The sequence below is a fragment of the Endozoicomonas sp. ALB032 genome (genome assembly GCF_049310125.1).
GTDB lineage: Bacteria > Pseudomonadota > Gammaproteobacteria > Pseudomonadales > Endozoicomonadaceae > Endozoicomonas_A.
The window spans coordinates 2,937,934-2,960,771 of sequence record NZ_JBLYNW010000001.1 but is presented as its reverse complement, the minus strand read 5'-3'; the positions used below and the strand labels follow the sequence as shown (position 1 = coordinate 2,960,771).

The 22,838-nt window shown below is 48.3% G+C and carries 16 protein-coding genes; 8 read left to right on the top strand and 8 right to left on the bottom strand.

Features of this window, described 5'->3' with window-relative positions; translation table 11 throughout:
* Positions 1-26: 26 nt before the first annotated feature.
* From ACO6VG_RS11250 to ACO6VG_RS11230, 5 genes are all read left to right on the top strand, one after another.
* Positions 27-1,679, top strand: coding sequence for a hypothetical protein (locus tag ACO6VG_RS11250; RefSeq protein ID WP_422473891.1), 1,653 nt, complete (start codon positions 27-29; stop codon positions 1,677-1,679).
* Between the two features lie 325 nt (positions 1,680-2,004).
* Complete coding sequence (locus tag ACO6VG_RS11245; protein WP_422473889.1) at positions 2,005-6,162, top strand: response regulator; 4,158 nt, start codon at positions 2,005-2,007, stop codon at positions 6,160-6,162.
* Positions 6,159-6,989 (top strand): CheR family methyltransferase, encoded by an 831-nt coding sequence (locus ACO6VG_RS11240; protein WP_422473887.1) that lies wholly within the window; start codon positions 6,159-6,161, stop codon positions 6,987-6,989. The genes ACO6VG_RS11245 and ACO6VG_RS11240 overlap by 4 nt, the downstream gene beginning before the upstream one ends.
* On the top strand, positions 6,989-7,564 hold the full coding sequence (locus ACO6VG_RS11235; RefSeq protein WP_422136995.1) for a chemotaxis protein CheB: 576 nt from the start codon (positions 6,989-6,991) through the stop codon (positions 7,562-7,564). The genes ACO6VG_RS11240 and ACO6VG_RS11235 overlap by 1 nt, the downstream gene beginning before the upstream one ends.
* A 19-nt stretch (positions 7,565-7,583) precedes the next feature.
* Positions 7,584-8,948 carry a diguanylate cyclase domain-containing protein gene (locus ACO6VG_RS11230; protein ID WP_422136994.1) on the top strand — a complete coding sequence of 455 codons (1,365 nt, stop codon included), beginning with the start codon at positions 7,584-7,586 and terminating at the stop codon, positions 8,946-8,948.
* 635 nt (positions 8,949-9,583) lie between these two features.
* On the opposite strand, the gene ACO6VG_RS11225 is transcribed toward ACO6VG_RS11230, so the two are convergent.
* From ACO6VG_RS11225 to livH, 8 genes are all read right to left on the bottom strand, one after another.
* Complete coding sequence (locus ACO6VG_RS11225; protein ID WP_422473885.1) at positions 9,584-11,107, bottom strand: hypothetical protein; 1,524 nt, start codon at positions 11,105-11,107, stop codon at positions 9,584-9,586.
* Between the two features lie 227 nt (positions 11,108-11,334).
* A complete protein-coding gene (locus tag ACO6VG_RS11220) occupies positions 11,335-13,545 on the bottom strand; it encodes a hypothetical protein (RefSeq protein ID WP_422473883.1) in 2,211 nt (736 codons plus the stop codon).
* Positions 13,542-13,664, bottom strand: a complete 123-nt coding sequence (locus tag ACO6VG_RS11215) for a hypothetical protein (protein ID WP_422136991.1) — start codon at positions 13,662-13,664, stop codon at positions 13,542-13,544. The genes ACO6VG_RS11220 and ACO6VG_RS11215 overlap by 4 nt, the downstream gene beginning before the upstream one ends.
* Before the next feature lie 1,185 nt (positions 13,665-14,849).
* Positions 14,850-14,978, bottom strand: coding sequence for a hypothetical protein (locus ACO6VG_RS11210; RefSeq protein ID WP_422442174.1), 129 nt, complete (start codon positions 14,976-14,978; stop codon positions 14,850-14,852).
* A 193-nt stretch (positions 14,979-15,171) separates the two neighbouring features.
* On the bottom strand, positions 15,172-15,891 hold the full coding sequence (locus tag ACO6VG_RS11205) for an ABC transporter ATP-binding protein (protein WP_422136990.1): 720 nt from the start codon (positions 15,889-15,891) through the stop codon (positions 15,172-15,174).
* Positions 15,892-16,029: 138 nt separating this feature from the next.
* On the bottom strand, positions 16,030-16,797 hold the full coding sequence (livG, locus tag ACO6VG_RS11200; RefSeq protein ID WP_422473880.1) for a high-affinity branched-chain amino acid ABC transporter ATP-binding protein LivG: 768 nt from the start codon (positions 16,795-16,797) through the stop codon (positions 16,030-16,032).
* A 14-nt stretch (positions 16,798-16,811) separates the two neighbouring features.
* Positions 16,812-18,134 carry a high-affinity branched-chain amino acid ABC transporter permease LivM gene (locus tag ACO6VG_RS11195; RefSeq protein ID WP_422473878.1) on the bottom strand — a complete coding sequence of 441 codons (1,323 nt, stop codon included), beginning with the start codon at positions 18,132-18,134 and terminating at the stop codon, positions 16,812-16,814.
* Positions 18,131-19,057: a high-affinity branched-chain amino acid ABC transporter permease LivH gene (gene livH, locus ACO6VG_RS11190; protein ID WP_422473876.1), complete on the bottom strand. Its 927-nt coding sequence runs from the start codon at positions 19,055-19,057 to the stop codon at positions 18,131-18,133. The genes ACO6VG_RS11195 and livH overlap by 4 nt, the downstream gene beginning before the upstream one ends.
* Positions 19,058-19,476: 419 nt before the next feature.
* Here livH and ACO6VG_RS11185 point away from each other — a divergent pair, with 419 nt between their 5' ends.
* From ACO6VG_RS11185 to ACO6VG_RS11175, 3 genes are read left to right on the top strand one after another with little or no spacing between them, the layout of a single operon-like run.
* Positions 19,477-21,426, top strand: a complete 1,950-nt coding sequence (locus tag ACO6VG_RS11185; protein WP_422473874.1) for a type I restriction-modification system subunit M — start codon at positions 19,477-19,479, stop codon at positions 21,424-21,426.
* Positions 21,356-21,709 (top strand): hypothetical protein, encoded by a 354-nt coding sequence (locus ACO6VG_RS11180; protein ID WP_422473872.1) that lies wholly within the window; start codon positions 21,356-21,358, stop codon positions 21,707-21,709. The genes ACO6VG_RS11185 and ACO6VG_RS11180 overlap by 71 nt, the downstream gene beginning before the upstream one ends.
* Complete coding sequence (locus ACO6VG_RS11175) at positions 21,706-22,758, top strand: PDDEXK nuclease domain-containing protein (RefSeq protein ID WP_422473870.1); 1,053 nt, start codon at positions 21,706-21,708, stop codon at positions 22,756-22,758. The genes ACO6VG_RS11180 and ACO6VG_RS11175 overlap by 4 nt, the downstream gene beginning before the upstream one ends.
* The last annotated feature ends 80 nt before the right edge of the window (positions 22,759-22,838 follow it).

Sequence of the window (22,838 nt, the reverse complement as noted above, 5' to 3'; positions counted from 1 at the left end):
CCGAACCTTGGACAGGTCGTTTTACTGTGGACCTTGAGCAGAGTACAGGGTTTAAAAAGCAAAACTTCTTTATAAAGAATGACCGTCGTACATTTTCGGGCAACCAGTCAGAAATTATCGAAAAAAACGGCTATGCAGGACAAGACTTTCTGCATAATCATAAACCCTGCAATTATGGGGTAAAAACACCCCTCATTGAGTCGATTTCATGGCAAAGACTCTACGCCACGAATCTGTTGATTGCTTATGAACTGATCCTGACCATCAAAGACACGCCCTTAAATTCCAGTGATTATTCATGGTTACCTTTAGAAGTGATTGTCAGCTGGGTTTTAATAAACTACTGGAGCCCCGATTCACCCGTGTTTAAACCGATTGAACTACAATCGGCATCTCTTTTGACACAGGAGGATCAGCCATTTGCGATCATCACCACAATGTTCGGCTTTGGACATAACTCACCACAATACCCATCACCAGAATCAACAGGCCAACAAGCCCCACAAGCCACTAACAACCCCACGGGCTATTTCACTCATCTTCTGTGTTCTGACTCTGGCAATGGTAACGAAGACCCCAAACAAGACTCACACACTTTAGGTTTAAACTGTTTCGTCAACTCTTGTCACGGCGTTTGTCAATTACGACCAGCATCGGATAGCAGCGGGCCCTCTGAATCGACGCTGAATTCTGAAAAAAATTCGACAGACAACACAGAAGCATCAGCCGGTTGCATCAGTGATTTTGATTCTGTAACCGCTAGAGATTCTCAGCCCCGAACTCATCAGCCAGGCGATATGCAATTGCCCGGGAATGTGTCTGCCACCTCTGATGATTTGATTATAATCAGCGGGCTACTCAATCTGGGTAAGAGTCAAAGCCCACCTCATCTTTTCCGGACAGACAAAGTACAAAGCAAAAACAGCAGTGGGCAACGAATCTGTGACGTAACTGTCGTCGGCCAGGATGGTCAGCCTCAGCCCTGCGGGACAGTTTGCAAGAGTGCTAAAACCCTTTCGTCTCACAAAAGTGGCCTCCACAGAGGGCAACAAACCTGTCATTTAAAAGTGGTCGCGGAGGATGGTCAGCATCGGCCATGTTGGACGGTCTGGAAAAATGCTCGAGCCTTAGATTATCACAAGAGAAAAGAACACACAGGACAACAAACCTGCGACGTATCAGTGATCCGGCAGGATGGTCAGCAGAGGCCATGCGGGACGGTCTGCAACAATGCCCAAGCCCTGAACGATCACAAAAGAAGGCACCACAGCAAGCAACAAACCTGTGACGTAGCTGTCTTCGGCCAGGATGGCCAGCCGCAGCCCTGTGGGGCAGTTAGCAAGAGTGCTAAAGCCCTGACGGATCACAAAAGAAGACAACACGGCAGGCAACGAATCTGCAACATAACAGTAGTCGGGGCAAATGGTCAGCGGCGACCATGCGGGAAGGTCTTCAAAGATGCTTCAGCTCTGTCGCATCACAAAAGAAAAGAACACACAGGCCAACAAACCTGTAACTTAACCGTGGTCGGGTTGAATGGTCAGCCGCGGCTATGTGCAAAGCTCTGCAAGAACGCTAAAGCACTGTCAGATCACAAAAGAATACATCGTAAACACAAACCTGCTGATCGGGGCCTGGACGATGGCCTCGGTCATAAAGAAGGTAAAGTGAGTAAGTAACGACCCGTCTCCTGCCTTTCATCAGGTTTTACGTTTTGCAGCCTTTTATTTGTGACACTCCCCGCCTTGTCGAGGATGTCGTAAAAGCCAAAATTCAAATCCAGTAAAGCCCTTCCCTTAGCAAAGTATGATGCTTTGCTGGGTTTCTTTCCCGACTGACCCATTTTCTATTGGATAACCGGTAGTATTTCCCTGCTTATCGGCTCTAAAACTTTACCTTAAAGAGGCGATGCAATAAGAGATAAACTACTGAAGTCTGGCAACTCAGGCTGTAAGCATTACACCGTACATAGTTGGGATTTAAGTGGCAGGGATGGCCAGATAAATGCAGGATGCACAACAATCAACTGAAAGAAAATTCAGGCATGGTCTATCAGTAACACTCTTTGTCTGGTTCATGATTCTCTCGTTGGGACCCATTACGGTGATTGGTTTCAACGAATACCGCCAGGGTAAGCAAACAATAGTTCAGACTCGTTATGAGCAGTTGAGTACCGTCAACCAGTTATTGAGTCAGCAAATTAATGATTATTTTGACTCAGTAGTGACCAACCTGTTTATCAAGGCCGGGGTGGCCCGGGATTTTCTGTCGCATCTGATCAAAAGTCACAGAGGTCTCAGAAAATCAACGCAAACGTTCATCAATTCTCACCATTACAACCAGATTCTGGATCAGTACTCCGGTGAGTTTGTGGACTTTTTACGTTACTACGATTACTCCGACCTGATTTTGGGGGATACGGAAGGTAATATTCTCTTCACCGTGAATGCCTACGACGATCTGGGCAAGAACATTTTCAATGGAACTCTTGCCAACACCTCGTTTGCAAAAGCTGCACGCGAGAGTCTTGAAGATTTGGTACCTAAGTACGCTGATGTGACTGCGTATCCACCCATTGGAGACCAGAAAGTCAGTTTTTTTATTTTGCCGCTGGTGGACGAGAGAGAGAAAGCCATTGGTTTTTTGGCGGTTCAGATTCTGGCTCACAACGTTCAGGACATTTTTGAGAGTGAAAACCAGTTTAGTGATGCTCTGAAATCTTATCTTATTGGTGAGGATGGCTACATTCGCTACGGTACAGACCTGGATTCAAGCCAGTCCATGATATTGAAAGCAGATAACATCCTGACGCAGGACTGGATAGCTCATATTGATGTCGAAGGTGTATTCCATGAAATCCATGACCATGACACGGAGGATGAAAGTCACGGTCTTGATAGCGATGCAGAGTTGAATGAGCTTTTTGGCGGAGAGCTTGATCTTCACTCGGAAGCCTCCGACAGTCATAAGGTCGATCAGCATTTTCATATCAAGAGCTACACCAATGTTTACGGCGAGAGGGTTCTGGGAACCTTTTATGCCATTGAGGTAGCCGGCACACCTATGGCACTTATCTCTGAAGTAAGCCAGAAGGATGCCTTCGACTCAGTTGTTCAGTTCAGAAACCGCCTGATCTATATCACAGCCATTACAGCCCTGATTGTTATTCTGATTGCACTGGTCATTACCCGAAGGTTGGTCAGACCTATCAGAGCCATCACGGCCTGGGTCAACCGGGTTGCGTCGGGAGATTATGCCCAGGGAGCTGTGCTCAGTGGCCACAATGAAATCAGTGACCTGAGTCGCAGCTTCTCTGAGATGACGGAGAAGTTGAGAAATGTCATCAGTGATAACGATCGCAAGAGCTGGCAACAGGAAGGTCAGGCAGGCTTGAATAACTGTATGAGGGGAGAGCAAGAGTTATCAGAGGTCTGTAAAAACATCGTTTCCTACCTTGCCCGTTATCTTGATATGCAGACGGGTGCCATGTATGTCATGGATGATGAGAAGCGGTTGCAGCTGATGGCATCCTACGCCTGGAAAAAACGCCAGCAAAGCAAAAACAGTTTTGAGATTGGGGAAGGTCTGGTGGGGCAGGCGGCTATGGAGAAGCAGGCCATTGAACTGACCAGCATCCCCGAAGATTACATCAAAATTGAATCGGGATTGGGCAGTACATCTCCGAAAGTGATTATTACCGTACCGCTTGTCTATGAAGGAGAAGTTAAGGGGGTTCTGGAGTTTGCCCTTATCAGGGAGCTGACGGATGAGCAGAGAGGCTTTCTGGAAGATGCCCTTGAAAGTGTCGCTATTGGTATTAATTCTGCCCAGTATCGTACTCGTGTCAATCAGCTGCTCGAAAAGACCACTCGGCAATCGGAAGCCATGAAAGAGCAACAGGAAGAGTTGCGTTCCGTGAATGATGAGCTGGAAAGCCGGGCCAGAGTGCTGGAAGAGTCTCAGGAAGAGCTGAAAGCCCAAAGTGAGGAAATGCAAAAGTCTAACGCTGAGCTGGAGGAGAAAACCGAGCTGCTGCAACAACAGAAAGCCGAGATTGAACGAAAAAACCTGGATATTGAGCTTTCAAGAAAAACCCTGGAAGACAAGGCAAAAGAGTTGGAACAGGCCAGTAAATACAAGTCTGAGTTCCTGGCCAATATGTCCCATGAATTACGCACGCCTCTCAACTCACTGCTCCTTCTGGCGCAGATGCTCGCAGATAATGACGAAGGTAACCTGAATGAAGACCAGATTGAATCCGCGCAGGTGATTTACAGCGGTGGTAAGGAACTTCTGGATCTGATCAACGACATTCTCGATTTATCCAAGGTTGAAGCCGGTAAGATGAGTATCAACCTTGAGGATATGGATATCGAAGAGTTGTGCTCCAGTATGCGGACTCTGTTCAAACCTCTGGCTGATAACAAGGGGCTGGATTTTGCTGTGGATATTGATCCGGGCACGACCAGGGTGATTCTCTCCGATAGCCAGAGAGTTATGCAGGTTCTCAAAAACTTCCTGTCAAATGCCTTCAAGTTTACGGAGCAGGGTGGTGTCTATATTCGGGTCTTTAATTCAATCCGCAAGACAGACCATGGCAATGAAACCTATGTCGGTTTTGCGGTCAGGGATACCGGGATAGGGATCCCGAAAGAAAAGCAGGACGCCGTGTTTGAAGCATTCCAGCAAGCGGATGGCTCCACCAGCAGAAAGTACGGCGGAACCGGGTTGGGCTTGGCTATCTCACGTGAGCTGTCTTCTATGTTGGGTGGTTATATCGGCATAGAGAGCGTTGAAGGAGAAGGGACAACGTTTACTGTGTATCTGCCTGACAATGCCGTCTGCTCACTTGATGGCGGAGAAGTGATGGCTGACAGTCATTCATCCGCTACCAGTGACGGTTATCAAAAAATAGCCTCTGCTGCTGAAAAAAAAACCAAAGCTCAACCCGCTCCTGAAGCTGAAAAAATTGCGACCAAAAAGAAGACGTCAGAGGCTGGCAAGAATATTTTGATCATTGAAGATGACCAGCACTTTTCGGATATCGTCAAACAGCTTTCCGGCAGCCATGGTTATCAATGTCTGGTGGAGGCCAGTGGTAAAGAAGGGATTCAGACAGCGATCGAAGAACAGCCTATGGCTATTATCCTTGATCTGGGCCTGCCAGATATGGATGGTGAAGAGGTGCTCAGGCAGTTGCAGAAGAATGAAGCGACAAAAAATATACCGGTGCATATCGTGTCGGGTCGTGATCCTGATGAGTCAGAGCGACAGGGCGCGGTTGGGTACCTCGTCAAGCCGGTGTCTATAGATGATCTGGAAATGGTTTTCAGCACGCTTGAAACGGCTCTGTCAGAAGATATCCAACATGCCCTGCTATTGGACAGTGATGCAGAGAGTCGATCGCACCTGGCGAAAATGCTGACAGAAAAGGGGATGAACATCGCCGGGTTCTCATCCGCTGAAGAAGCCGAAAAGTCGATGGCAGAGAATCAGTGGCAGTGTCTGGTGATGGATGTTGATTTACCCGACAGCAGTGGTCTGGAGTTTTTACAGAAACTGCAGGAAAAGATGGGCGACAATATGCCATCAATCGTCATTCATACCGATAAGAAGTTGTCGACTGAAGACCAGAAAGAGCTGCAGAAATATACCCGTGCTCTGGTTATGAAAGGAGATTACGCTTCTGAGAGGGTGATGGATGAGGTCAGTCTGTTCATCCATTCGGTTGAAAAGTCGGCTCCCGCTGAATTCAAGCCAGCAGCAGAGACCCTGAGTAACAAATCGCTGGAAGGTCATAAAATCCTGCTGGTGGATGATGATCTTCGTAATACCTTTGCATTGTCGAAGGGCTTGCAGGGGCTGGGGCTGGAAGTGGTCATTGCTGACAATGGACAAAATGCCCTCGATAAGCTTGATGAAGAAGACGGTATTGAGCTGGTGCTGATGGACATCATGATGCCGGTGATGGATGGCTATGAAGCCATGACCAAAATGCGTGAAATTGAACGGTTTAAGAGCATGCCAGTCATTGCATTGACAGCCAAAGCCATGTCCGATGACAAGGCGAAGTGCATAGAAGCAGGAGCCAATGATTATATGACCAAGCCAGTGAATATCGACAAACTGACTGAAATGATGAAAGTCTGGTTATTTAAATGACAAAACCCGTGGATTCGGATCAGGATTTTGAACTGAAACTACTGCTAAGGGCTGTTCAGGAAAAGTATGGTTATCAGTTTGGCAGCTATGCCAGGGCATCCTTAATGCGCCGTGTCAGAAGGCACATGAAAATGTCGGGTGTTCAGCACATCAGTGACTTGATTCCATTGTTTCTTCATGATGAATCTGCTTTCGCCGCTTTTGTTAAAGATATGTCAGTGGTCGTGACAGAGATGTTCCGGAACCCTGATTTCTTCAAGTCTCTGAGGGAAAACATAGTCCCGATTCTGAAAACCTACCCGTTTATCAAAGTCTGGCATGCAGGTTGCGCCAGTGGGCAGGAAGCATACTCCATGGCTATTCTCCTCGATGAAGAGGGTCTGCTGGATCGCAGTCAGATCTATGCCACAGACTTTAACGATCAGGCATTGCGTCATGCCAAAACCGGTATCTATCCCGAAAAAGAGATGGCCCTCTACGAAGAGAACTACCAAAAAGCAGGGGGCAAGAAAGAGTTATCAGATTACTGTCACAGAGGGTATGACTCTGTGAAGTTCAATGGACGACTGACCGAGCATATTACCTTTGCTAATCATAATCTGGTCACAGATGGTGTATTCGGAGAAATGAACCTGATTCTCTGTCGAAATGTACTCATTTATTTCAATCAGGAGCTTCAGGATCGGGTACTGCAACTGCTGTTTGACAGCCTGTGTTCCAGAGGCGTGCTCTGTGTTGGCAAGCGGGAAAATATTCTCTTCAGTACCATCAGTAATCAGCTGGAAGTAACGGATCGGGACCAGCGTATCTACAGGAAGAGTCTCTGATGAACGACGGGGTTGTGGTGATCGGAGTCTCTGCCGGAGGGCTTGCGGCACTGGAATTCCTGCTCCAGAAGCTGGGAAGTCATTTTGCTTGCCCCGTTGTTATTGCCAAACACCTGGCATCAGGTGATGAAGAGGGTTTATTAAACGTTCTGGACAAAACATCACCACTGGCGGTCAGTATTGCTTATGACAAGCAGAAGATGACCGACAACCATGTTTATCTGGCTCCCGGTGGTTACCACTTGCAGATTGAGGACAGGGAAACCCTGAGTTTGAGCATGGATGAACCCGTCTGTCATTCGATACCGTCGGTGGATGTTCTCTTTCAATCCGCTGCCGATGTTTTTGCCACACAGGTGGTGGGTGTCGTCTTAACCGGCGCCAATAGAGATGGTGCAGAGGGTATCAGGGCAGTTAAACAGGCCGGTGGAATAACCATTGCCCAGAATCCGGAAACAGCCGATATGCCAGTCATGCCCAATTCAGCTATTGCAACCGGTTGTGTAGACCATGTGCTGGACTTGAGTGATATTGCTATCTGTTTAAAAGCCGAGAATTTTAAACCTGGGACTTGACTGAGTCAGGAGGGCTGTCATGGATGACAAGCCAAGAGTTAAAATTCTGGTCGTGGATGATCGTCCCGAGAATCTGCTGGCCATGAACAAGCTTCTCAAGCCGTTGGGGGCCGAGATCCATAAAGTGGACTCTGGTGAAGCGGCTTTGTCAGAAGTTCTTCATCATCATTTTGCGGTGATCCTTCTGGATGTGCAGATGCCGGGCATGGATGGTTTTGAGACGGCAACTTTGCTTCACAGCAATAAGCAGACAGCCAGTATTCCTATCATTTTTGTGACCGCCCTTAACAAGGATCAGGCCTATATCAATAAAGGTTATCAGGCGGGTGCGGTTGATTATCTGCCAAAACCAATCAATCCGGATATCCTGTTGGGCAAGGTTAAGGTGTTTCTGCAATTGGAAGAACAGCGAATTGAACTTGAGCAGGTCTCCAGGAAACTTCGCTGGATCAGTCGCAAGAACAAGCTGCTGTTGGATAATGCCGGTGAAGGAATTGCCGGTCTTGATCCCGATGGCAGGATCTCCTTCATTAATCCAACCGCCTGCGCCATGCTTGAGGGAACAGAAGAAAATCTGCTGGGAAAACACATCAGTCAGTTTATCTACGACACTCAAGGAGAAGAGGCTCTGGAAAAGTGGCAAGAGTCAGAGATTCGTGAGAATACCATGGTCGGTGGAGGCGTCTTTCAAACATCCGAGAGACAACTCTGGACGCTTTCCGGAAACAGCTTCGCCGCAGAATACAATATGGCGGCTATTGTTAATGACAGACAGAAAGTGCAGGGTTGCGTTCTATTATTTCAGGACATTACCGAGCGTAAAAAGCTGGAAAATCAGTTGTTGCTGATGGCGAAATACGACAGTTTGACAGGGCTGGCCAACAGGACACTGTTCAGAGAATTTTTGGGTACTTCACTGGCCAGGAGTCAGAGGCGTAATAAGAGCACCGCTGTCATGTATCTTGATCTGGATCACTTCAAGGAAATCAACGATACCCTCGGACACGATGCTGGAGATCTTTTGCTGAAAAGTGTTTCACAAAGGTTGCAGGAGTGCGTCCGTGAAGGTGATCTGGTGGCCAGATTAGGTGGGGATGAATTTGCCATTATTCTGGATGATGTGGCGGAGGCTTCGGATGCCAAACTGATTGCAGAGAAAATTCTCACCTCAATCCGGGAGCCCCATGATCTTGATGGCGAAGCCAGACACGTAGGCACCAGCATCGGAATTGCAACGTCTGAAGATACCGGCTCCGACGCCGAAGCTTTGCTTAAGGCTGCCGATCAGGCCATGTACGTGGCCAAGAAAAGCGGGCGGGATGATTATCGGCTGGCGTCTGAGCTGGACAGTGAAGAGAGGGAACGGGCAGAACAGGGCAACTAAACGACACCTGAACAGACCCGGGTGGCTCTATAGATCTAAGGCCTGGGGTCATCGACCTTTTCCAAATCAACAGGCTTGTGTCGTTTTTAATCAAGCGGCACAGCTGATTCTTTATAGTCATCTGTATCGCTGATATCTGACGGGTTGCCTGACAGCAACAGCAGTATCGCAAAGAGAGAGTGTTTAATAATTCCACCCTTGCATTCTAGCAGCCTGTCGGACTTAAGACTGTCCTACTCGGCAACTGCTCCTGCGTTTCTCTAGCTCCTGCATCCATGCAGTCGTGCGGTTGCAATAAATTGGTCTAAAAATCCCTGTTTCTTCGTCAAATAGCTCGCTATTCTCCTCAGAAACAGAGATTTTTATCCTCAATTTCTTGCAATCCTCGCTACGGACACTTAAGTCCGACAGGCTGCTAGGAGCCTGACCGAGAATAGACTGCCCTACTGCGGCGGCAGCAAATTGGTCTGAAAATCCGCTTTTGTTCGTCAAATAGCTCGCTATTCTCCTCACAAAACCGAATTTTCATCCTCAATTTTCTGCCGTCCTCGCTACGGGCGCTATTCTCGGTCAGGCTCCTAGTGTTAAAACCAAAGGTTGCACCGGACAAAACCTCATCAAGAACGGGTGTCAGTTCAGGGAGAGTCATTGTTATTATCCGCATCGTCATGCGTACGTTTTCGGTGCTCTCTTTGGTGATCAAACAGCGTTTGGTCACTCTTGCAGATCTTCCCGCATGGTTGAGACCGGCCATTACTAACCACGATCACGTTACAGGTTTTATGTCCGATGTGGGATCTGCTTTTGTGAGACAACAATGATTCGGCACTCTTGAAGACTTTTCCGCATGGCCGTGGCCGACCACCCTCTTCGACCACGTTTACGTCACAGGTTTGTTCCCCGGTGTGGTATCTGTTTTTGTGAAGCGACAGGGCCTTGGCACTATGACAGACCTCACCGCATGACCGCGTCTGACGATCCTCCCCGACCACTATCAGGTTACAAATTGAAAGACCTTTGACGCTTATATGTTGTGTTGCGCCTGTCCGGGTAACATTGGGTTGATTGTGATTCGAGTGGAGTGATTCAGTGGTTGTTTGTTGTGTCTCTGAATGGGCAGGGGTTAAGAAAAACTCGTCTTGTTCGTGAGGATTCTGATGGTCAATTATCCTGTCAAAGACCGTAAAATCATTGGTGGAAGGCAAATTCCAGGGCGCCGGTACATCAGGATTGGGGTTCCCGTTATAGGCTGCCTCTGCAATCACTGAGCCTGAGGCGACCCCGTCTAAGGCGACCCCGTCTAAGGCGACCCCGCCAAAAGAGAGGGAATCAATGTAAGGCTCCTGAAACGGCTGCTCAGAAGTATCTTGAAGTTGAACGTCAGACAGGTCACTCAATACAGTGTTGCCTGTCGATCGTTCTGGTGAACCCATTGTCCATTCAGCTGGCATCCTGATATCGGATGATGGTCGCAAGCGGCAAATGCCGTTACAGACCAAACAATTTAATCCCAGTGTATGTTGGTTTTGCTGATAACCTCCGTTGCCATCGTCATCACCAGAGCCAGAAGGCGGTGGGCCAAGGGAAGAGCCTATATTGTATTGGCTTGTCCCTGAAGCTCTGTGACCGGATGATCCCGATGAATGGCGTTGTTGTTGGCCTTGTTCAGGAACAGGAACAACCATCATAATAATGCTCGAAAACGGCCTATCCTGACTCGTCTCCTGTTGTTTAGTCGGATTGAACAGCAGCGAATCAGGGTTCCAATAGCTTTTCAAAAGCCAACCAACAACGACCACCATTTCTGCAGGAAGCCATGAATAAGAGGTAGCGCTTATAGGGGCTACTTTGGTGGTCAGGGTCAGTTCGTAAGCAACCAGAAGGTTAGTGACGTAAGGCAACTGCCATGAGATCGACTCAACAAGGGTCGTTGCTAACCTGTAGCTGAGCGATAAATGTCGTTTATTGCTAGTCAGAAGGAATGGCCCTCTATGGTCATTTGTGTCGACAGTCTCTGGCAGATTGCCGGGCAATGCACTCGGGTCATGCTTTATAGAGAAGCTCAGGTTTGGAGAACCTTTTTCCTGCTCAAGCGCGACAACAAAAGAATTTGTCCATGTCTCGGCCTGACAGATGAGAGACAAAAACGGTAGCAGCAACAGAGCTGCTAAAAGGAGTGAGTATTTAATAAATCTGTCCCTGCGTTGTTGTCTTCAGGGAGAAAGGATAGATCAAAAAATTAAGTGTGTTTGTCTGATAAAAGCCTTTTGTAAATAGTCAAAGTTCGCACTGAGGAGACCTTTGTGCGCCGAAGTGGCCGTCCATCCACTCCGATCAAGGTCTTGCCAGAGTCAGAATAAAAAGGGGCAGTGAAAAAGCCTGTTTTTTATTCAATTTGCATTTTTTTAGAGCTAAGTTTATCGTTCTCGTTCATATCAACAGGCTTGCGTTTTCGATGTGTTTTTTTGTGATCTGACAGAGATGCAGCACTCTTGCAGATCATCCAGCATGGTTGCAGCTGGCCATCTTCTCCGGTCACGGATATGTTGCAAGTTTGTTGCCCTGAGTGCTCTCTTCTTTTGTGCTCAGTCAGGTGCTGAGTACTCTTGCAAAACTTTCCGCATGGTCGCTTTTGGCCATCCTTGCCGACTGCGATTATGTTACAAATTTGTCGCCCTGAGTGCTCTCTTCTTTTGTGATCTCCCAGAGTTCTCGAGCTCGTGCAGACATTCCCGCATAGCTGCGGCAGGCCATCCTCTCCGACCAGAGTTACGTCACATATTTGTTGCCCGCTGTGGTTTCTTCTTTTGTGATCAGACAATGCTTTGGCACTCTTGCAGACCATTCCACATGGCCTTGGCTGGCCATCATCCCCGACCATGGTGAAGTCGCAAATCTTTTGTCCGCTGTGGGCGCATCTTTTATGATCCGTGAGGGCTTTCTGGTTGTTGCAGATCCTTCTGCATGGTCTTGGCAGGCCATCCTCCCCGACCAGGGGCATCTCGCAGATTATTTGCCTGGTATGTTCTCTTCTTTTGTGTTCTTTCAGGGCATGAGAACTTTTCCAGACCGAGCCGCATGGCCGCTTATAGCTACCGTCTCCGATCACAGTTATGTCACAGACTTGCTGCCCGGAGTGGTATATGATTTTGTGTGATGATATGGATTGAGCATTCTTGCAGACTGTTTCGCATGCTCGAAGCTGGCCATTCTCACCGACCATTATTACGTTACAGGTTTTTTGCCCGCTGTGGACTCTGCTTTTATGAGACGACAGAGATTGAGTGTTCTTGCAGACTTTTCCGCAAGGTCGCGTCTGGCCATCCTTGCCAGCCACTGTCAAGTCACAGGTTTTTTGTCCGCTATGGATGCCTCTTTTGTGTTTCGACAAGGCCTGAGCACTCTTGCAGACCATCCCGCATGGTTTCGGCTGGCCATCTTTCCCGAACACAGTTTCGACGCAGCTTAATTGCCCGTCAGGTCCAGTTGTACAGGCTGCTACTACATTCAATGGGTTTGTGGCGATCCAGTTTGAGGCGACCTCGTCTAAGGCGACCCCGTCTAAGGCGACCCCGTCAACAGAATTACGGATATTGACTGAGTTGCTATCAATTTTATGTTCAGTTTGTCGTTCAAGTAACGGGCCAGCATGGCACTGGACTTGAATGTCAGGCGGATCTGTTTCGAAAGGCAGATTATGGTCGGAACCTGCAGCGTTTACAGGATCAGAATAGTCTACACAACTAAAACAGTATCCATCAGTCAAATGGGGGCACGAGCCTGGTTTTAATTTTGCTTCTGTGTGCCCTGTCGAATTTTCTACGAAATTGTGTGGACATTCTTTGGGTCCTCTGTTGCCGGATGACTGTCGTAATTTACACGCGCCATAACAGGGATAGACGAAACAATTTAAACCCAATGTATGTAAGTGTTGTTGAGGTCTTCTGCTGCCGCTGCCATAGTCGGTATTCAGTGGGCTGGTGTAAGAGCCTGCGAACTGGTTAGTTGTCTTTGGGGATTTCTGTCCGGATGATTTTGATGGCTGGCATTCCGGTTGGTTATGTCCAGAGCCAAACATCATATTGGTGGCCGTAAAGGACTGATCCTGAAGCAGCTCTTGCTTTTCATTCGGGTTAAACGGCGTTAAACCAGGTGTCCAGCAGCTTTTTAAAAGCCAACCGACAGCGCTAACCACTTCTACAGGTATCCATGAATAGGTAGAGCTTAGAGGAGCGTCTTTGATGGTCAGGATCAGTTCATAACCAACCAGCAGGTTAGTAACATAAAGCCATTGCCACGTAATCGACCCAATAAGGGGTGTTCTTACGGCGAAGCCGCTAAGTCTGTGTGGTTTCTCATAAGTTAGTGAATCGGATTCTGTGTTGGCCATATCAGATGGGTTGCAGGGCAGAGTGCGCCGGTCAGGTTTTACTGAAAAGCTCTGCTTTGGAGAACCTGTATTCTTATCAAGCTCGACAACAAAACGTCTTGTCGACGGTTCGGCCTTGCAGATGAAAGACAAAGACAGAAGTAGCGACAGCGGTACAGCAAAGATAAAGAGTTTAATCACTCTGCCCTTGCATTCAAATTCAATCATCGTCCCGATTCCACATCAACAGGCTTGCGTTTTCGATGTACCCTTTTGTGATCCGTCAGGGCTCTGGCACTGATACAGGCGCTTCCGCACGGCTGTGGCTGGCCATTCTTCCCGGCCATGGTCAAGTCACAGGTTGGTTTCGCGCTGTCGTCTGTGGTCTGTATTGCATCTGCCAGGGAAAGATGAGGCAGGTACTGATCCCATTGGGGTGGCCCTCCTTGAGTAAAGCATTGACTATAACCAAATCATCAGCACTGATTGGCAAATCCCCGGCTGTTGGCACATTATGATGGAGTTGTCGGCCTGTCTGCTGAATTAAGAGGCCATTCAGCGGACTCGCTGCTGTTGAATGATGATCGGAACCTGCAAATCCCATTACAGGGATAAACGAAACAGTTTAAACCCAAAGTATGCAGTTGTTGCTGAGGGCCACCGTCACTGCCGCCAGAGTCAATATAAAAGGGGTTGCTGAAAGAGCCAGTGGATTGGGGGGGGCCTGTTAAAAGCCAGCCAACAGTGTTAATCACTTCTACAGATAGCCATGAATAAGGAGTGGTGCCCGGAGGTGTATATTTAGCAAAATCGTCATAAACCCTCGCCCAATCGAGGGTGTCGCAAAACCCCGCAAAAGCCGGTAATCTTAGATAAAGCAGTTTTACCGGCTACCTCATGACAACAAGACGCCAAATTAAGATTAATAACGACCCTCAGCTGGATATTTTCTCAACAGCAGCTCGCAACTCTGATCAAAGCTCTTTCAAGGAGTCTTGCAACTCAGATGACCAAGCTCAAACAAGACGTTTTATTGCTCCAGACGTAAACTCCATTACCCTGGCAATACAAGCTTAAAAGAGCATCTTGAGTTAACCGACCAGAAAGCACCATTCACTGTCGCTAGTCTTCTTGATGAACAGGACTGAAAATGGATCAGTCGGGAAAGAAACCCAGTAAAGCATCATACTTTGCTAAGGGAAGGGCTTTACTGGATTTGAATTTTGGCTTTTACGACATCCTCTAAAAGTACGGGGCTTTCCGCTCATTCAGGTAAATCATAGAGAGGATTTAGTCAGCAAGCGATCACCTCGACACTGTGTCATTGCCTCTGACCTGTTTAATACTCTGGCAGCCATTCAGGTTTTTCTGGGCAAAACAGCTGAAGCAGAAAAAACCATTCAACAAGGCTTTGATTTTGAACCTGACAGCACCATTTACAGCCTTCAGGATGCCCGGCACGATCTCGAAATAACTGATGAGCGTGTGCTTCAGGACTTCCCTCCCAAGTCACCCTGAAGCTTCTTGTCCAATCAATAAATTGTCTTGACCAGCCAGACCATGATGCTGGCCAGGCTGTAAAAAGAGCAGGTTAACAAAGCAACTTCCTGAAGGGACAGCCGATCATTCGAAACTTCCATAATGCTTACCTCGTACTTCATAATCGCTATTCAACATTACACTTCTCAGTGTAGCGATCAGAATCGGCGCCCAAATGGCCAGCAAAACTTCAGAAGCCTGATGCTAACAGGTGTCCAGTCTGTTTCGATCCTGTTAGTCTCCATAAGCAGGAATAGATGAACGGTCTTTTGATAGTCCAGACAAACTGACTGGCTGTTTTTCGCCAGAAAAGTGTCAGGCTCCCAGATAAGCCTTCTGGACAGCGTCGTCCGCCAACAGTTCATCACTGTCACCCTGCAGCACGATACGACCGTTTTCCAGAACATAACCCCGGTCTGCCAGTCTCAGAGCCTGATTAGCATTCTGCTCCACCAGAAAAACCGTAACGCCTTTTTCCCGGAGGCGTTCAATAATTTCAAAAATCTGCTGAATAACAATCGGAGCCAGCCCCAGGCTGGGCTCATCCAGTAACAGCAGATCCGGGCTGCTCATCAAGGCTCTGGCGATCGCCAGCATCTGCTGCTCTCCTCCGGACATGGTGCCACCTCTCTGGTACAGCCTCTCCTTCAGACGAGGGAAAAGCTCCAGTACAAATTCATAGTTTTTTCGAAAAGGCTCGCCATCCACAAAAAAACCGCCCATAGTCAGATTTTCTTCGACGGTCAGTCTGGAAAAAATTCTCCGCCCTTCTGGCACAACAGCAATGCCTGAGCGCATGATTTCGGAGGTAGGACGACCCACTAACTCTTTCCCTTTGTAGAGTATGGAGCCAGATTCGGCCCTGGGCTCACCACAAATGGTCATCAGCAATGAAGACTTGCCAGCACCATTGGCGCCTATCAGAGTGACAATCTCACCTGCCGAGATATCTACACTGACGGCATCCAGAGCCTGGATCTTTCCATAGAAGGTTGACACATTTCGAATGCTGAGAAGTGGTTCAGGTGCTGACATACTGCTACTGCCCCTTATTTATTCTGATTGTTATCTATTCTGACTGTCTTGAGGAGTCATCGAAGATCGGAAATACGTCCGCAAGACAGCCCGAAGACTCCGGGACTATTACTACTGGAAGTCCCCAAAAATTTGTGACTATCCTTCACCCAGATAAGCCTTGATCACCTCAGGGTTGTTGCGAATATCCTGTGGTGAACCTGAAGCCAGAGGACGTCCCTGGTTAATGACATAAATCCGGTCAGAAATATCCATAACCAGCTTCATATCATGTTCAATCAGTAGCACAGTGACACCATGATCCCGTCGCAGATCAGAAATAAGCTCGTCCAGCTCTGCTGTCTCATTGGGGTTGAGACCAGCGGCTGGTTCATCCAGCATCAATAACTCAGGCTGAGTGACCATACAACGGGCAATTTCCAGTCTGCGTTGCTGTCCATAAGCCAGATTACCCGCTTCACGATTGGCAAACCCGGTCAGACCGACTTTATCCAGCCAGAACTCTGCTCTTTCCATTGCTTGTTCTTCACTACGCCGATAACCCGGGGTCTTAAACAACCCCGCCAACAACCCTGTATTCAGATGTCGGTGCTGGGCAACCAAAAGATTTTCCAGCACGCTCATGCCCTTAAACAGACGCACATTCTGAAAGGTTCTCACAACACCGAGCCGGGCTATTTTATAACCCGGCATCTTTTCGATAGCCTGACCTTTGTATTGAACAGAGCCACCAGTCGCCTTATAAAAGCCCGTAAGACAGTTAAAAACGGTCGTTTTTCCGGCACCATTGGGCCCGATCATGGAAACAATTTCACCTGGACAGATTTTCAGCGCCATCTGATCTACAGCCAGCAGTCCGCCAAAGCGCATACTCAAATCAGAAACGTCCAGTAAACATTCACTCATTCTGATTCCCCCGTTTACACGCTTTCAGCCAATGATGCTGTCTTGATCGGGCTAACCGACTCAGACTTATCCGATTTAATCTTGATATGAGGCCGCTTCATGGGCATCAGACCTTCAGGACGCCATACCATCATGCAAACCATCATCAACCCGAACATCAGCATTCGGTATTCCTGGAATTCACGGGCAAACTCAGGCAGAACGGTCATGATCACAGCAGCAAGAATGACACCGACCTGAGATCCCATTCCGCCAAGCACAACAATGGCAAGAATGATGGCAGACTCGATAAAAGTAAACGACTCCGGACTAATAAAACCCTGACGGGCAGCAAAGAAGGTCCCGGCGAAGCCAGCAAATGCGGCCCCTATAGTAAATGCAGACAATTTGATGGCCGTAGGATTCAAACCCAGTGAACGACAGGCAATATCATCTTCACGCAACGCTTCCCAGGCTCTGCCAATAGGCATTCGAAGCAGTCGATTGATCACAAACAGCGTGGCAATCACCAGCAACACTGCCAGTATGTACAGAAAAATCACCTTGTACTCACTGCTGTAATCAATACCAAAATATTCGTGGAAAGGAACATTCCCTTCTTCCTGCGCCCTGCGTCCAAATTCAAGGCCAAACAGAGTCGGTTTAGGAATCTGGCTAATACCATTGGGACCACCGGTAAATGTCGTCCAGTTGTTGAGCAAGATTCGAATGATTTCACCAAAACCCAGAGTTACGATGGCCAGATAATCACCCCGAAGCCTGAGCACCGGAAAACCAAGAATAAAACCAAAGAAAGCCGCCAGGATACCGCCCAGCACCAGACTGCTCCAGAAGTCGAGACCCAGATATTGATTCAATAAGGCATAACTGTAGGCACCCACGGCATAAAAGCCGACATAGCCCAAATCAAGAAGACCGGCCAGGCCCACCACAATGTTCAGACCCAGCCCCAACATCACGTAAATCAGGGCCAGAGTGGCCAGATCCACAGCCCCCCTGGAAACAAAGAATGGCCAGATCATAAATCCTGCAACTGCAAAGCAGATTAAAAGGGTCCTGGTCTCTTTGTTCCTGGTTGCTTTGGTCAGCTTTTCTGCATTAATAGATGGTAACTGTTGTTTTATTCTGGAAAGCCTCTGATCGATGAGGGCTCTGAACAGCTGGAAGAAGAAGACAGCAGCCACACCTGCTGCTATCCAGTAGAGGGAAGAAGGATCGGCCAATGTCACCTCAAGTCCAACGCCCGAGGGCTCAAGACGAACCCCCATCATCAGGCTGGTTAGTATCAGCAAAACAACTGCCGAGAGTATTGCCGGAGTGAAGCGTAATGATTTCATACTTTTTCAACCTCCGGCTTGCCCAGAAGACCCGTCGGCCTGAACAGAAGAATCAGAACGAGGAGACTGAAGGCGACAACATCCTTATATTCCGCACTGAAGTAACCTGCGGTGAAGGCTTCCGTGACCCCCAGAATCAAACCACCCAGCACAGCTCCGGGTATACTTCCGATTCCTCCCAGTACTGCAGCAGTGAACGCTTTAAGACCTGCCATAAAGCCAATGTGGGGATTGATTACTCCGTAATACATGCCAAGCAATACACCGGCTACCGCAGCAAGAGCGGCCCCGATCACAAAAGTGATCGAAATAATCTGATGCGTGTTGATGCCAAGCAGCCCGGTCATGCCAAGATCTTCAGCGCAAGCTCTGCAGGCTCGTCCCATTTTTGATCTGGAGATAAACAGAGTCAGGGCCGTCATGGCAATAAACGTCACCACAAAGATAATTAACTGCATGTACGACACCGTGGCATTAAAACCGTCTTCAGGACCAAAGGTCCAGCCACCACTGATCATGCTGGGCATGGCTATATCCCGTGATCCCTGGGCCAGGCGGACATAGTTCTGAAGGAAAATGGACATACCAATGGCAGAAATCAGGGCAATCAGCCGGTTGCTGTTCCTCAAAGGCCGATAGGCAACCCTTTCAACAGCAAAGCCATAGGTACTGGTGATAATGATGCTGATGACAAAGGCGGAAACCAGCATCAGTGAAACACTGTCGATTCCCATCATCGCTAACGCGGCCAGTACCGCAAAAGCGATGTAACTGCCAATCATGTAGATCTCACCATGAGCAAAATTGATCATGCCAATGATGCCGTAAACCATGGTATAACCGATAGCGATCAGTGCGTACGTACTGCCTATCGTCAGCCCGTTAAGCAGTTGCTGAATAAGGTAAAAACCTGAATCCCCCATTCCACGACCTCGTTTTTATTCTTGTGAAAACCCCTAATGCCAGGCTGATTCTCTCATACGACAACGGCTCTTGGTAGGGAAAGAGCAAAAGTAGTGCCTGTAGAAGTTACACCCACTATCCTGACACAGAGGGCCGCCCGCCCAAGCCAAAAGGCAGTAACCCAACCCTCGCTGAATACCTGCAAAAGCTTCTGGTATTGCCATTACCTATTAGACGACAATAACAATATGCCCTTACGATTCAGAGACTTCTATTTTTATAGTTTTCGAATGTGCAACCCTGAACGCCAGAGCTTGGGTAAACATATTTCGCTATTCGTTAATACTGAACTTTTGATGTACTCTAGCAGCATCAAAGTCAATCAATTGGTCACTTTTGCTGACTCACCTGCCAGCCAAAAGCTCAATCTGGTCAAGATATGCCCAACACCCAAACCTCTAACAACCTTGCCGCCTTCATCTGGTCCGTAGCCGACCTCCTGCGAGGCGATTTCAAGCAATCCCAGTACGGGCGCATCATCTTACCGTTTACCCTGCTGCGCCGCCTGGAATGCGTTCTGGAGCCCACCAAGGAAGCAGTGGTTGCCCAGCACGAAAAAGTAAAGGCCATGAACCTGCCTGAAGAAGGCATGGAGAAGATGCTGCTGCGTGCTTCTGGATTGTCGTTTTTCAATACTTCACCCATGAACCTGTCGAAGATGGGTCAGGGCGATATCAAGGACAACCTTGAAAACTATGTCCTCTCCTTCTCCAAAGATGCCCGTGAAATCTTTGAGCATTTCAAGTTTGATGAGTTTGTAGGCAGCCTGAACGAAGCCAACCTGCTGTTCAAGGTACTGCGGAAGTTTGCCACCATCGACCTCAGCCCCAAGGCGATCAGCAACCACGATATGGGCTTGGTGTTTGAAGAACTGATCCGTCGCTTTGCCGAATCTTCCAACGAAACCGCCGGTGAACACTTTACCCCAAGGGATATTGTCGAGCTCACCACTTCACTGGTGTTTATGGAAGATGATGATGCTTTAACCAAAGAAGGGATCGTTCGCAGTATTTATGATCCAACGGCAGGTACAGGCGGCTTTCTCTCTGCGGGAATGGAGTACGTATACAAGCATAATACAAAAGCTCGTATGACGGCCTTTGGCCAAGAGCTGAACCCGGAGTCCTACGCCATCTGTAAAGCCGATATGCTGATCAAGGGTCAGGATGTCAGTCGCATCAAACTGGGCAACACTCTGTCGAACGATCACCTCAGTGGCGACCAGTTTGACTACATGCTGTCTAATCCGCCATTCGGGGTGGACTGGAAAAAGATCGAAGGCACCATTAAAGATGAGCATGAACACAAAGGCTACGACGGTCGCTTTGGCCCCGGCCTGCCAAGAGTGTCCGATGGTTCGCTGCTGTTCCTGATGCACCTGATCAGCAAGTTCAGGGACATCACACCAGAGAACCAGAACCCCAGCCGCATCGGCATTATCCTCAACGGTTCGCCGCTGTTTACCGGCAGTGCAGGCAGTGGTGAAAGCGAGATTCGCCGTTATATTCTCGAAGCCGACCTGCTCGAAGCCATTGTCGCCCTGCCCACAGACATGTTCTACAACACCGGTATCGCTACCTATGTGTGGGTGCTGACCAATAAAAAGTCCAATGAACGCAAAGGTAAAGTGCAGCTGATTAACAGCGTAAACCTGTGCGGCAAGATGCGTAAGTCCCTGGGCTCCAAGCGGAACATAATGAGCGAGACAGACCGTCGCATCATTACCCAAAACTTTGGAGCCTTTGCAGAAGCATCCGAAGAAAATTTTGCCGCCAAAATTTTCGACAGTCATGAATTCGGCTACCGTCGTATTACCGTGGAACGCCCACTTCGCCTGTCCGCCCAGATTACTGATGACGCGGTAACGGGTCTACGCTATGCACCCAGGCCGTATAATGCCGTTATGCGCTGGATGGTTGAGGAATTCGGCACAGAATGTCATACAACCTTGGCAGACAACGAAGAAACCATCCGCACCAAGATCAAAAAAGACTTCAAAGAACTGAAAGAGAAGCAGATCAAAGAGGTGCTGAACGACAAACTCTGGCTTTTCCAGCGGGGGCTGATGGAGAAAGCCCAAACTCTGCAAAATACAGTCGGAACGATACTGTCCAACGACTTTAACCAGTTCGATAAAGACCTGAAAGCCGCCCTTAAAGCCGCTAATTTGAAGTTGGATACCAGAGAGAAAAAGCAGTTCCTCGATGCCGTCACCTGCAAGAACCCCGAAGCCGAACCTGTTATCAAAAAGGTGCTGAATGAAGAAGTCCAATCGCTCTACGGCGCATTTGAATACCAAGGCAAAGTCGTCGAATTCCAGACCGGGTGACCTGCGGGATAACGAGAACATTCCTCTTGACCCATCAATGCCCACTCATATCCTGATCGAAACCTACTTCAACCGGGAAGTGGCTCCCCATGTACCCGATGCCTGGGTCAATGCTGATAAATGCGATGCCCAGGATGGTGAGATTGGAATTGTGGGTTACGAGATTCCTTTTAACCGACACTTCTATGTGTATCAGCCGCCCCGTGCGCTGGAAGCCATTGATGCTGATCTGGATGCGGTGAGTGCTAGAATCATGAGTCTGTTACAAGAGGTTCACTCATGAGCAAGCCAAAAAACAACATTAACCTGAGCCTGAATAAGGAATACAAAAGCTGGCTGAAAAACCTTAAACAGAAGGTGCTGGCAACCCAACTCAAGGCAGCCGTTCAGGTGAACTCCACTCTGCTGAATTTTTACTGGGAACTGGGGGAAGACATTGTTCGGCGGCAGGTTGAAGCAAATTGGGGTGATGGTTTTTTAAAGCAGCTGAATAAGGATTTAAGCAGCGAATTCCCTGATATTAAAGGCTTTTCCCTCAGCAACATCAAATACATCCGTCAGTGGCACCTGTTCTACCGAGATGAGGTTGAAAAAAGCCAACAGCTTGTTGGCCAATTAACGTCGATTCCCTGGGGACATAACCTGAAGATAATCAGCAAGTGCCAAACAACGGCTGAAGCTCTGTATTACGTGGGCAAAACCATAGAACATGGCTGGAGCCGAAACGTCCTCACTCACCAGATTGAAAGTGGACTTTGGCTGCGGAAGGGACAAGCGCCCAACAACTTCAATGCAACACTGCCTGCCGTCCAGTCCGACCTTGCACAGCAAACCCTGAAAGACCCCTATATGTTTGACTTTCTTGCCTTCACTGATAATTACACAGAGCGAGAGCTGGAGCAGGGATTGATTAAGCATATCACTCAGTTTCTACTGGAATTGGGATCAGGTTTTGCCTACATGGGCAAGCAGTTTCATATACAGGTAGGACAGCAGGATTTTTATATTGACCTCTTATTTTATCATGCACACCTGCATTGCTACGTAGTCATTGAACTGAAAGCGGGTGACTTCAGGCCGGAACACGCAGGCAAACTGAATTTTTATATCAAAGCAGTAGATGAACTGGTACGCAGGGAGGGCGATGCGCCGACTATCGGCATTCTGCTGTGTAAGAACAAGGACAAACTCGTGGCGGAATACGCCCTCAGCGATATTCAAAAGCCTATTGGTGTTTCGGAATACCAACTGTCCCAATCACTGCCAGAAAATCTGCAATCGCAACTGCCCAGTATTGAAGAAATTGAGCAGGGACTGGGGGGTGAGTTGTGAGTAGGCAGTTGACAGTGGGCAGTTTGAAGTTGGATGCGGTCAGCGGGCGTATTATGAAGTTGCTAGCGGAGGTGCATTCC